Annotated in this window: 7 protein-coding genes; 6 read left to right on the top strand and 1 reads right to left on the bottom strand. The window is 53.6% G+C overall.

Annotation, left to right across the window (positions count from 1 at the left end):
* Window positions 1-8: 8 nt before the first annotated feature.
* Genes JNK54_03340 through JNK54_03365 form a run of 6 tightly spaced genes read left to right on the top strand, consistent with a single transcriptional unit; the run spans window position 9 to window position 5572 of the window.
* Window positions 9-560, top strand: a complete 552-nt coding sequence (locus JNK54_03340; GenBank protein MBL8023304.1) for a UbiX family flavin prenyltransferase — start codon at window positions 9-11, stop codon at window positions 558-560.
* A gap of 4 nt (window positions 561-564) precedes the next feature.
* The gene (locus JNK54_03345; GenBank protein ID MBL8023305.1) at window positions 565-2322 is read left to right on the top strand and encodes a UbiD family decarboxylase; all 1758 of its coding nucleotides are present in this window, start codon (window positions 565-567) and stop codon (window positions 2320-2322) included.
* Entirely contained in the window at window positions 2319-3419 is a 1101-nt protein-coding gene (mqnE, locus tag JNK54_03350; GenBank protein MBL8023306.1) for an aminofutalosine synthase MqnE, read from the top strand. Before JNK54_03345 ends, mqnE begins: the two co-directional genes overlap by 4 nt.
* Window positions 3416-4186 carry a menaquinone biosynthesis protein gene (locus JNK54_03355; GenBank protein MBL8023307.1) on the top strand — a complete coding sequence of 257 codons (771 nt, stop codon included), beginning with the start codon at window positions 3416-3418 and terminating at the stop codon, window positions 4184-4186. The genes mqnE and JNK54_03355 overlap by 4 nt, the downstream gene beginning before the upstream one ends.
* Before the next feature lie 34 nt (window positions 4187-4220).
* A complete protein-coding gene (mqnC, locus tag JNK54_03360; GenBank protein MBL8023308.1) occupies window positions 4221-5273 on the top strand; it encodes a dehypoxanthine futalosine cyclase in 1053 nt (350 codons plus the stop codon).
* On the top strand, window positions 5273-5572 hold the full coding sequence (locus JNK54_03365; protein ID MBL8023309.1) for a (2Fe-2S) ferredoxin domain-containing protein: 300 nt from the start codon (window positions 5273-5275) through the stop codon (window positions 5570-5572). Before mqnC ends, JNK54_03365 begins: the two co-directional genes overlap by 1 nt.
* A gap of 74 nt (window positions 5573-5646) precedes the next feature.
* On the opposite strand, the gene JNK54_03370 is transcribed toward JNK54_03365, so the two are convergent.
* Window positions 5647-13275 (bottom strand): hypothetical protein, encoded by a 7629-nt coding sequence (locus JNK54_03370; GenBank protein MBL8023310.1) that lies wholly within the window; start codon window positions 13273-13275, stop codon window positions 5647-5649.
* Window positions 13276-13396: the final 121 nt, after the last annotated feature.

Below are 13396 nucleotides of genomic sequence, written 5' to 3' on the forward strand. Positions count from 1 at the left end.
AGGATTCGATGCGAATAGTTCTAGGCGTGACAGGAGCATCCGGTTCGATTTTTGCGGTGGAATTTCTGCGGCGGGTTTCTGAGGAGGAAACCTATCTCATTCTCTCCCGCTGGGGCCGATCGGTGTTGCACCAGGAAACGGGTCTCACGGCAGAAAATCTCGCGAATTTTGCAAAGAAGATTTTTTCCAATGATGATTTAAACTCTCCGTTGGCGTCAGGCTCCAACCCTTTTGACGCCTTTGTCATTTTGCCCTGCTCGGTGACCACCTTGGGAAAGATCGCCCATGGGATCGGCGACAACTTGATCACCCGTTGCGCCGCCGTGGCCTTGAAAGAAAGGCGCAAACTGATCATTTGCGTTAGGGAAACCCCGCTCTCCACCATTGACCTGGAAAACGCCCACAAACTTTCCATGGCGGGTGCCATCATCATGCCAGTCTCCCCGCCCTTCTACCAAAAACCCCAATCACTCCCCGACCTCATCAACGGGTTTGTGGATAAAGTGCGCGGGTCCATTGGATTACCGGTTGACGCGGGCTGGCGGGCGAAAGAGCTCTAAGAAGATGCGTCGCGTGTTAAACGATTTACCCGCGTTTCTTTCAGCCCTTGAAGCCGAAGGACTCTTGCAACGGGTTTCTGTTGAAGTGGATCCATTTCTCGAGATAACCGAAATCACAACACGCGTTGTCAAAGCCGGCGGACCCGCTTTGCTTTTCGAGCGCGTAAAAGGGTCCCCCTACCCTGTCGCCATCAACCTGTTTGGTACCGCCCGCCGCATGGAGATAGCCCTCGGGCGGCCCCCCGCGGAGATCGGTGAAGAACTGTTCAACGCGGCGAAAGACTTTTTCCCTCCCTCACCCGCCACGCTCTGGCGACAACGGGAATTGTTGATGCGGGCCACCAAGATGCCACCCAAAAAAGTCTCCGGCGGACCCGTAACCGAAATCACCGAACCTCCGAATTTGGACCCGTGGCCCATCTTAACCTGTTGGCCAAAAGATGGCGGGCGATTTTTCACATTGCCCCTCGTGATTACCCAAAACCCCGCCGGAAAATCGAACGTGGGCATGTACCGTTTGCACACGTACGACAAATCCACCACCGGCATGCACATGCAAATCGAGCGCGGCGGTGGTGCCCATTACGCGGAATGGGAAGCGCTCAATAAACCCATGCCCGTGGTGGTGGCCTTGGGCGGCGATCCCATCAGCCTTTTGGCGTCAATTCTCCCCCTTCCCGAGAACATGGACGAATTCGCTTTTGCGGGATTTCTTCGGGGAAAATCCGTTCCATTGGTCCAACTCTCAAACGGCATTCAAGCCCCTGCGAACGCAGAATTTTTGCTTGAGGGCCACATCCCTTCGGGAGAACGACGCCAAGAAGGCCCTTTTGGGGACCACTTTGGCCACTACAGCCACGCCGCCCCCTATCCCGTTTTCCACATTCAAAAAGTCCATCGACGTAAAAACCCCATTTACCCGGCCACTGTCGTGGGGATTCCCCCCCAGGAAGATAAATTCATGGGGAACGCCATTAATGAAATGCTGATTCCCCTCCTCCGCGCCATGCGGCCCGAACTGGTCAACCTATGGACATACCAAGAAGCGGGGTTCCACAATTTGGCTGTAGCCTCCGTGAACCAACGGTATGCCAAAGAAGGAATTAAAACCGCGCTAGGTCTCATGGGCCAGGGGCAAATGTCCCTATCTAAATGTGTGGTGTTGGTGGACCCCAAAGTCAATGTGCGTAACTTTTCGGAAGTCTTAGACGCCCTCCGCGACAACTTTGATCCAGCGGAAGATTTCATTTTGTTGCCCGGAACAGCTCAAGACACATTGGACTTCACCAGTTTCAAGATGAACCTGGGGAGCAAAATGATTTTAGACGCCACCCGTGGAAAAAAGACTCCCGATCGAAAACCCGTGCCCTCGGAAGGGCCTGGGCCCGACGGGACCATCCTCCGCTCGCGCAATTTACGGGACAGCCTCCTGGTCGTCCAGGTGAAAGGAAACGGCCGAGCGGTTGTGGAACGGTTGGTGAAGGATCCTTCCTTAGCGGGCTTTACGCTCATTGCGGCCGTGAGCGACGATGTGCCTTTAGACGACGAAGAACGGCTCATCTGGGGTCTCTTCACTCGGTTTGACTGTGCCCGAGATCTCCATCCGGCCTCCTCTCGAATCGAGGGCGCCTGGCCCAAGATTTCGGGTCCGCTGGGCATCGACGCCACATGGAAACCGGGGTATCCCGAACCCCTGGTGATGACCCCTGAAATTATCCAACGAGTGGACACGCGCTGGAAAGAGTATGGAATTGTCCTATGAACTTTTCGGATCCCCACTTAATCCCCTTATGGAAAAAGGTGGAATCCGGCGATCGCCTGTCGCTGGCCGACGGCCGCGCCCTCTTTGCCAGTCAAGATTTATTGGGCTTAGGCTGGATGGCGAACCATATCCGTGAACAGCGCCACGGTCGCCAAGCCACCTTTGTCTTTAACCGGCAAATCAATCCCACCAACATTTGCGTTCTTTCCTGCAAGTTTTGTGATTACGCCACCAAAGAAGGCAAACCCAACGCCTATGTTCTATCGGAAAAAGACATTCTGGACCGCCTTTCTCCCGAGTTGCGGGAAGTGCATATTGTGGGAGGTCTTTACAGTAAATGGTCTTTTGACGATTACCTCAACGTTCTTCGCGTCATTCGACGGGCGTACCCCCATATCCAATTAAAAGCCTATACGGCCGTGGAAATCGATTATTTTTCTCGCAAAGAAAAAATATCGATCCGCGAGGTGCTTCAGCGCTTGCAAAACGAAGGGCTTGTTTGTCTTCCCGGTGGTGGCGCCGAGATTTTCAGCGAACGGATCCGTAAAGCCCTTTTTCCCTTTAAAATTGGTTGGTCGAAATGGTCCGAAGTTCACCGGACCGCCCATGAGTTGGGCATTCGTTCCAACGCCACCATGCTCTACGGCCACATCGAAACCCTAGAGGAGCGTCTGGACCATATCCTAAAACTCCGCGACCTCCAAGACCAAACCAAAGGGTTCCTTTCTTTCATCCCCCTCGCGTTCCAGCCCGGTCTTACGGGGATTGTCGAACGGCAAACCTCTTCCGTTGACGACCTAAAAACCATCGCCGTTTCCCGGCTTTTGTTGGACAATTTCGACCACATCAAATCCTATTGGGTCACCGTGGGGGAAGAGACGTGTTCCATGGCGCTCCGCTTCGGCGCCGACGATGTGGATGGCACCATTTTGGAGGAACGCATCATGCACGCGGCCAAGGCCGAAACACCCGTGGGCATGGCCCGGGACCGCCTCGTGCGGATCATTCGAGAAGCCGGTTGTATTCCGGTGGAACGGGACGCGCTCTACAACGTGGTTCAGATCTTTGAAGAGAAACCCCACGCCCTCATCGCATGAAATCGTCCCCCTCCCTTCGAATCGGCGAATTGTCTTTTACCAACACCGTGCCTTTTCGTCTGCCCGCACAGTGGAACCCCATCCCCTGCCCGTCCCCACGACTCTTGGCCGCCTGGGCGGAGGACGACCGAATTGACGCGGGGGTTCTCCCCGTGGTGGAAGCGTGGCGCTTGGAAGACCGGTTTGACGTGTTGGGCCCCTATGGGATCGCTGTAAAACGGAAGGCCGGAAGCGTGCTCCTCTTTTCCAAAAGGCCCTGGAAAGATCTGGAAGGCGCCACCGTAGGTGTCACAGACCAAACCTCCACCTCGGTAAAATTACTTAAAGTTCTGTTGGAAGCCCGGGAAGGATTTTCCGTTCAACTGAGAGAAGGGTTCCACCCTTCAGACGAATCACGATTGGTCATTGGGGACGACGCCTTAGCCCCCCAGGAAGACCTGATAAAAACATTTCCCCACGTCACCGATCTGGCGGAAAAGTGGTCCCAATGGCACGGCGGGCCTTTTGTCTTCGCCCGCTGGATGGTCCGCCGAAACACCCCGCCCTATTTGAGGGACGAACTGGCCGAAGCCCTGGAAACCGCCTTAGACCAGTTCGCCAAAAACAATATCCATCGTTCCCGTCAATCGGCCCAGTTCCTTAAAATACCGACCGCCCAGATGACCAACTATTTCAATGGATTCGTGTATCGACTCGGCCCTCAGGAAGAGAGAGCGGAATCCTTGTTCCGCGATCAAGTGACAGGCCGCAAACGGATGTATTGCTAACCCTATGACGTGGAAACAAATCGAAGAATCCGTCATGAGCGGGAAACGATTATCGTCCTCCCAGGGCCGCTTTCTCCTGTCGGAAGAAGCCCCCCTTCTGGAATTAGGGGCATTGGCCCAGGGCGTCCGGGCAAAGAAAACGAACGCCCATCAGGTCACTTTCGTGGTGGATTCAAACCCCAACTACACCAACATTTGCGACACAGATTGTCTCTTTTGTGCTTTTTATCGAAGAAAGAAAGACGCCGACGCCTACGCGCTAACGTTGGACCAGGTCATGGAAAAGGTCCAAAACGCGGTAAACCAAGGGGCCACAACGATCCTTCTGCAGGGAGGCCACAACCGGGATCTCCCTCTATCGTATTACACCGACATCGTCCGAGAAATGCGCAAACGATTTCCTCAGGTGACCCCCCACTGCTTTACAGCGTCGGAAATTCAAACCATGGCCCAGGTTTCTGGTTTAAGCCTCGACGGGGTTCTTCTGGCCCTCTGGGACGCCGGACAACGCACTCTCCCGGGGGGTGGGGCGGAAGTCCTTTCCGATCGCGTGCGGGAAAAATTGGCCCACAAAAAAGGCGGGGCAGAAAAGTGGTTGGAGGTCCATCGCGCGGCCCACAAATTAGGTTTTAAAAGCACCGCCACGATGATGTATGGTCACGTGGAAACCATTGAAGAAATTGTGGAACATTGGGACCATATACGGTCGCTTCAAGACGAAACGATGGGCTTCACGGCCTTCATCCCCTGGAGTTTCAAACCCCAAAACACCGTTCTGGAAAAGCGCCACCCCTCGCGGACAGGGCCGGTTCCCTACCTCCGAATGCTCGCCGCGTCACGTGTTTATCTCGACAATTTCGATCATATCCAAGCGTCGTGGTTTTCGGAGGGGAAGAAAGCCGGGCAGGTTTCCCTCTATTTCGGGGCCGACGATTTCGGCGGCACGCTCATCGATGAAAATGTTCACGCCGCCGCAGGGTTCATCAACAAAGCCACCACAGACGATGTGGCGCGACTCATCCAAGAGGCGGGTTTCACCCCCCGCCAACGAACCACGCTCTACGAACCCGTTCGGAGGGGCTCCTGATGGAACAATCTCCCCCCCCATTTGAAACCCTAATTTTTGTGTGTACCCACCAGCGCGCTCCCGGCGAACGAATCGCCTGCGCCAACGCGGGGAAACAAGGAATTGAAATGATGGAAGGCCTTCGGAAGACCATCAAAGAAAAAGGCTTGGAAGAAAAAATCAGAATCTGTAAATCCGGATGCCTGGACCGCTGCGAAGTCGGTCCCAACATCCTGATCTACAAATCAAAAACAGAAGGCCAATGGATTAAAAACGCAACCGTAAAGGAAATCCCCGACATTCTAAATCTAGCGCAATAGGAAGTGGGTTCCCTCTTCCGCCTGTTCTAGCGCCACATCCCCCCACTCCCTAGCGAGCTTGTGCGACTTGCCTTCTATTTCGGCTTTTGGAGCGGGCTTCCTGATACATCGCGTTTTAACGATTCCACAACCAGCGGTCCCCGGGGCAATTTCATATCTGCGGGCAAAACCATCGCGTTGTTCACCAATTGAGCCCCGACCACCCCTTCCATAGCTTGGCGGAGCATCCATCCCGCGGCTCCCGTATACCCATGCCATATCATCCGCCCCTGATCGTAGGTGGTAAGCATATCCGCGGACTGCTTGTTGGGTTGCCCCCCATAGAGTTCGATTTCCGTTGGGGAAAGATGCGACAACGGGGAGATCTTCATCCACAAACGATACGCCGCTTCCCGGTATTCTTTCGCTCGAGCCACATCCTGATCCAACTCCGCCCGTTCGACCAAAAGTCTCGCGGCGCGAACAAGCCATTGGACCCCGTGACAATACATTCCGTTTTCACGGACGCCTTCGGGGTAATGACTGGACCGACCCAAATAGGGTTTCGTCCCTTCCCGCAACGCGGGCCATCCCAGAAGAATCACGTTATCCCGTTCGAGGACTTTCAGCGCGGTTTGAAACACGATACGGTTCCGCTCCGGGTTGATCCCCGCATACACAGCCCAGGCGGCCGTTAACGCGTCAATTTCCCACACGCCGCTGTCTTTCAATCCGATCTCTGTGCCGTCATCGTGGATGGCGCGGAGGTAACGATCGTCACGCCACGTACGTTCCAGTGCCGCTTCCAACTCGTTCAACCGGCGAAGGTAATATTCTTTCCGGTCACGGCCGTCTATTTTCTCAATAGGATCCACCATGTTTTTGAGAATGTAATGGAGGAAGAAACCCAACCACACACTTTCCCCTCGACCTTCACTGCCAATCTCATCAAGACCATCGTTCCAGTCTCCGGTCCCGATGAGCGGAAGACCGTGGGCTCCCATCCGTTTTTCCAGCACCAGATCAATGGATTTCATGCAATGACGATAAACAGAATCTTCAACGACCGATCGAAGGTAGATGGTCCCCCACCCGTGCTTGTTCTTCGGAAGAGGAAGGAAAGGGTTTTCCCCCTTAAGATAAGTCGTCCGCTCATCCAGAAGAGACTCATCCCCCGTCATGCGCACGTATTCACCCGCGCCCCAAGCCAACCACAGCAAGTTATCGGAGGCGTGAGACCGGTTGGAAAAAGCGCTCCGACCATCGTGCAACGTGTGGAACCAATGGACAACGTCGCCTTCTAAGAACTGCTGAGAAGCGTGCAAAAGGATCTGTTTGCGGGCCAACGCAGGGTCCACCCAAATAAGGTTTACGGAATCCTGCAGCTGATCGCGGAACCCGTAAGCACCGCTCGTTTGATAGAACCCACGCCGGGCCCAAATCCGTTCCGCCAGTCCTTGATATTTCAACCAATTCTGGAAGCGATCAAATTCCGGTTGATTGGTTTTTACCTGGGTGGTAGACATCAGACCCAACCACCACCGCCGGGTCTCTTCAAGGCCGATCCGGGCGGCCTCAACGGTTTTGTATTTACGAATAATCGTCCCAGCTTTTTTCTTGGAATCTGTTTGGCCCAAGAGAACCACAACGGTCCTCTCCCCTTGGGGTGGGATTTCAAGAGTTCCTAAGAACCCCGCAATCGGACGGTCGTCCCAATGGGGCGTCTGATCCGGCTCTCCCTTTTCTACCATGAAGGGACGCGCGACCCCTCGCCCTTTCCCCATGAAGCGACCCCGTTTCGTCTCCACCTGATCCCACGGGAGGGACATGGCCACAAAGGCTGGCCCCGCCCGGAAAGCGTTTCCAGGGTTTTCGAAAAACACCGCGTTCAGTTCCGAATCTTTATGAATTTGGAGCGCGGGCCGACGCGGTTCACCCTGACTGGCCAGCGTGATTTGGAAATAGGGCGCCAAACGAAGACGCCGAGGTTTTGCGGAATTGTTTTTGACCGTTAAGAGGTAAACACCTGTGGGTTCTGAGGGAGGAACGAACACCACCAGTTCTGTTGACAGATCTCCCCGGTTCATCTGAAAGGTGGCTGTGCCATCCACACCAAAGCGGCACTCGTGCTTCGCCGATAGATCGTTCAACGGGTGGTGGGTCGGCGAATACCATTCCTTGCTGTCCGTGTCATAGAGATAAATGGCCTCGCCTGGCAGTTCGCGCGTCACGGTATCGGCCCAGTCCGTGGTGATGGGATTCTGTTGCGAGTTCCCATTGGCGGTCATGTGAAGCCCTCGATTGGTCACCATCACGTAATGCCCCACATCGTTGGAAAGAGCGTGATCGTAAGGCCGTGGCGTAAAGGGCGTGTGGACCACCAAGGTGTTTCCATCCTCAGTGTAACTGGAATAAGGAAGTGGTGTTCCGGGAAGAATTTCCCCATGCCCCACCAAATGTCCCGTCTTTTTGACAACCGCTTTGGCCCCCGGGGAAGCCGAGGCGCCGCGCGGATTGAGGTGTTTTTTCACCAACCCCAAAGCCCCGTCCCGATCCTTTGCGTAACCCACTAAAAAGTTTACCGTCCGGGAGGATTTAGGTTCCACACGAACCCCCAACAAGAGACTCCCGATGGGATCAAAAGTGGGATAAGCCGATGTGTCTTTCGGATCAAGAAACGCCAAGGTCTCCAACAAACGGGGAGCCCATAGGCTGCGCGCCCGGCCGATAAAATCCATGCGCGACGAGTGAAACCCTTCCGTGGGGATATCCGACGCTAAGAAACCCATACTCTTTGTTTTTTTCTGGTAAGCCAAGAGGGTGTTTTCCGCCTGCAGGTATTCCATTTCCGGAAACAAACGGCCGTATTGCGTGTGCCCGCGATCCGATTGGGGATTGTCCATCACCCATTCGAGATAAGGAACAACCTTCACGTTCCGAACAGTCTCCGACATATTTTCAACTTGCACCGTCCACCGTTCCGCGGCGCTGTTCACATCAGGAAGTTTAATTTCCAGAGTGGTACGCAAACCGTTTTCAGTGTTCACCACCCAAATGGAATCGGTTCCTTGTTCCACTTGGGACGCCTTGATCCGGTCGGTTGGGAAATTCCCTAAAACAGGCCAGTTTTTCACTGCGGCACCAGTCGATGGGGACGTGTCCACCACAAACAACGCTCGCCCCGCGGGGTCAAGAATGTCATACGACCGCCGTGTTAAATCGTATCCTTTGGCCAAAATCTCGCTGTGCGCGGCGCCATCCGATTGAACCACAACCTTGTATTCCCGGTTGGCCAATTCGTGTTTGGCGGGCCGTCGTTTGGCGTTCCGTTGCGAAAAACCCTTCAATGCGGCTGAAACAAGAGCCACCAACAGCACCCCACTTCCTCCCCAAAGAAGAATTCGATCCCAAGGCATTTCGAGAAGTTTCCCCGAAAAGCCAATAGCGCTGGCCCCGGCTTTCTGTAATTCCTGCGATTTGGTCCAGGCAAAATCCCAGTCCGCGCCGCGGGGGATGTAGAAGGGGATCAACAACGGACCCCATGTGGTGAACCGCTTGACGCTTTCAGGGAGGTACCGCTGAGCGGCGGAGGGCCCAATATAGCGCGCGATCTTTTCGTCCAACTTGTCCATCCCAATAAAGCTCAAGTTGACCAACGTCGCGACGCGAAGACCCATATGGTCAATCCAGATTAAGACCCGAACCAAATCCACCGCCAAGAGAGAAACAAATACCCCCAAACTCCAGGCTTGGAAGTCCCCCGGGCTCAACGTAAGGTTTTTGAAAATGGCGTAAAGCGTCCGAATGGCCCCGTCTTGGTTGTACCACGTGGCCTTGGCCATCATGTGAATCCCCGTGTTAATGATGGGCGACATCCAAAGTCCCCATCGCATCACGTGGATCAGATTGACCACCAATTCGGAAGCACCGGCCTTCGAGAAAAAATACTTAATGGGCGCTTTGTCCCTTTGAAAGTAGGCGGTCATAAAAACCCGGTTAATCGCAAACAAAGGCGCGGCAATGGACCAGGTAATCAGGCCCGCCAAAGCTTCGTCAAACAGCAATTTAACCCCGCCCGTGTAGCCCCCCAGATCGATTCGGCCCCATTTGCTCACCAGGGAGTAAACGGTGAAATTGGTTTTTTCAAGCCCCACCGATGTGTACGCCCCAAACTTTTCAATAATCGCGGTGACCTGAACCGCGTCCAAGTAAAAAGCCACCAGAGAACCGATAAACACACCCACGAGAGAATCAACGATATAGACCCGTAACGTTTGAATACGTCCCTTATTCCGAAGACCGTTCAAAAGATCGCGAAGCAAACTGACCCCACTCGAACACATCAGTCCCGCCATGAGACCGAAGAACAAACGGTCCTCCGTTTCCATGTACATCATTCCGCTGGTCAACCCATAAGCGAAAACACCGCCCACAACAATTCCCCGTAAATACAGTGTCCATTGACGGTAACCGTAACGGGCCCGCACAAGGAAAGGCATACTGCCGTCAAAACTTTCAATAATCGTTTTGATTAAAGGGAAAATCAACGCCCCGAACAACATCCCCCCGATAATCGGGGACGACAGGAAGAACAATCGAGCGCTGTCCCACAAAACCAACCCTTTGATCCCGTAAAGAAACCCCATAAAGAGTCCGCTGTAGGCCATGCCTTTCTTGAAACCCGTCCTCCCGTGGCGGGCCACCGCATCCCCATTGGGCGCGTATCCCAACATCCCATCCAAAATCATGCCCGTGATGAGGTAGGCTTCCATCCAAAGCCCTCCCTGGGACAGCATGGCCGTCAGAAGAGCAATCGGAATTCGCAAATAATCGGGAAGTGTTGCCACGGAAAAACTGGCTCCCCAATCCGCAATCGAAGGAGCCAAAACGACGCACAGAGTCACGAGGGCAATCCACGCGTGAGCCTTTTTAGTTTTGAGGCCAATTCCTTTCGTGGCATACCCAATGGCATGGGCAACCAATTGATTAAAAACAAAAAGGAGAACAAATCGACCAAGGAACTCTTGCAAAGCGGGCCACCCGCTCCCCGCTCCCACCATAAAGAATGCCCCGATGGATTGGAGAAGGGGAACAGTTTCCAACATTAATAACCATCCAAAAAGGAAGGGAGACCCAACAATCATCGCCGCGGAAATCGGCCGCAAATGCTTACCGGAAGACGAGAGGCGAACCCCGTTGGCCACGTGATAGATCGCGCAAACCAACCCCGCTGTAATATGGCTTTTCATTAACACGTGCGTCCACGCCGTCGGCGCCTGCCACAACACCTGGGTGCTGGCCGTGGCCCACAAAAATCCCGTCACAAAAAAGTTCTGAAAGATTTCACCCGACGTGAGATGGGTTTTCGTGCGGGTGAATTTATACAACTCCGCAATCAACACGCCCGCCGCCCCAATCCAAATCCCCGAAGAAAGCGCGGACACGGGAACCGTTCCCAGCGCGTAGATGGCCAAAGAAGTTGCCGCCGTTAAAACCAACGCCAGCCCGGTTAAGAAATGAAACCGCATGCGCGAAAAGGTGGTTTCCTGCCGTTCCTCTTCTCCCAAAAGGTCCTCAAGCTCCTTTTCTTGGCCCCAAACTTTTTTGGCCCATTTCCCCACTCGCTTAAAGAAGAAAGACACCCCCAACGCCAGCAACAGGATCCAGAGAGTCTTTTGAGCCCCCGACGGACCCGTTTCTTTGACAGGAAGCTCCCCCTTAAAGAATTCCAGATCCAGAGAAACCGTTCCCGTGCGCTCCCCCCCACTCAAAGGAGTCAAGACAAAAACCGCTTCTTTCAAATTTCCAATCAAAGCCCAATCAATGGCTTCTTCGATAACATGGACTCCCGGCTGAAGGACCAAGGGAATGGTTTGAATTTTCTCGCCCTTCAGTTCCAGTTTAAGCTCAATTTCTGAAACGATGGCGGGGTTGGTCAAGTTCGCCGAAACGCGAACACCATTGACTGACTTTTTCGATAACCCAGCCGGATAATCTTTAGACCAAATTCCCACCACAGCCCCCGGAGCGCATCGATACGTAAACCGAAGAACTTCTTTCTTCAAATCCGGATCAACGGAACGATCAATAAGACCTTCAGAATCTTTAATGTTGAACACACCGATCGCCCCAGCCTGGCCAATCCCATAATGAGAAAGAAGAGGCGCGTCTTCTCCCTCGCCCGGAGTTCCTTCTGCCGGGGGACTGGGAACAGCGGCCACCGTTTTAGGGAAATCCCCCTTAGAAAACTCCAAATCGAATGAAACCGTGGTGAGAACGGGTTTGGACTTAACGGCAGGTTTGAGAACAAAAACGGCTTCCTTCAATTGGCCAATTAAAACCCAATTCACCTCGTGGCGAACCGTGTTCCATCCCGCCTTGATGGGGATGGGAATCGTCTGAAACTCTTTGTTGCTTCCCTTCAGCTCAAGAGCCGCGGTAAGTTCGCCCACAGACGATGCCGGAACAAACAAAGAGGCGGTCACGCCGTTCACAGAAGAAGGCAAAAGCGTCGGGGGGTAATCTTTCGTCCACAATCCCACAATCACTTTGGGTGGGAACGAGGCCGCCAAGGTCACCACTTCTTTACCCAGGGAATCATCAAAAGCCGAACCAACGGACAGGGTCGCGGGACCCGTGTTAAACGCGCCACGCCCTCGCGCATCGCTCAGAGTAAAAGTCCCCTCGACCACAGGAGCAACTTTCGGGAATTTGACGAAAGTCAAATCCACCCAAAAGGTTCCCTTCCTCTCTGGCCCAATGGGGGCAAGGACGAACACCACTTCACGCAAATCTCCGATTAATTTCCAATCAATCAAATGGGGAACGGCCTTCCAACGGGAATCCACGTGAAGAGGGATTTTCTGTACATCGCGCGACCCCTTGATTTCAAGAACCACCTGCACTTCTTTGGCCTGTTGGGCCGAAGAGCCCTTCACAGAAACTTTCACCCCATTAAAGTTCTCAGCGTTTAGAGTAGAAGGGTAGCCTTTCGTCCAAATTCCAACGAAGCTCCCCGGGGGAGCTTTATACTCAAATTTAAAGACCTCTCGCTTAAGGGAGGAATCCAGGAGAGGGGTCACTTTCCCTTCCGACCCTTTGATGTTAAAAATCCCCTTGGAACCCGCCTGAGCGATGGTCAGGCCCCCTAATTTTTTTGAAACGACCGCTCCCGTTTTGAGAAATTCAAGGTCAAACAGCAGGGTCCCTTTTCGATCCCCACCTATCGGGGAAACAACAAAAACGACTTCCTTAAGAGGTCCCACGCGATCCCATTCAATCGGAACGTCCATGGTCACCCAACCCGATTGAAGCGCAACCGAAATCTTCTGCACTTCCCGTTCCCCTTTAATTTCCACCGCCACACTCGCTTCTCGAGCGAGTTGATCCGAGGCACTTTTTACAGAAATTCTAACCGCTTTGGCCGTTTTATCTCCCAATTCGGAAGGATAGCCTTTGGTCCAAACCCCCACGTGGGACCCCGACGGCGCATCGAACACCAATTGCAAGACCCCGGATCGTCCCGGTTCCGTGTTCACTGGAGAAACCGACCCCTTGGACGGTCCGATATTAAAGACCCCTTTCCCGGCGGCATCTTTCAGTGAAAACGAACGTTCCGCACCCTGGAGAAGTGTTCCCGAAAAGAATCCAAAAACGACAAGAAGGGCCGTGAGAGATCGCCCCATTCCCCGAACCAGGCGATTTTTTTCTGTCAAAGAGGTCATGAACAAAAAGGCTATTTTTTCCAACATAATTTGTCTCCCTCAATAGGAAAGATGAATAAACCCGGATTTTATATTAGGACGCGGCATTCAACCAAGGATGCCGGACTATTTCTTCCTCAAA

The sequence above is a fragment of the Elusimicrobiota bacterium genome, from assembly GCA_016788905.1.
GTDB lineage: Bacteria > Elusimicrobiota > Elusimicrobia > FEN-1173 > FEN-1173 > JADKHR01.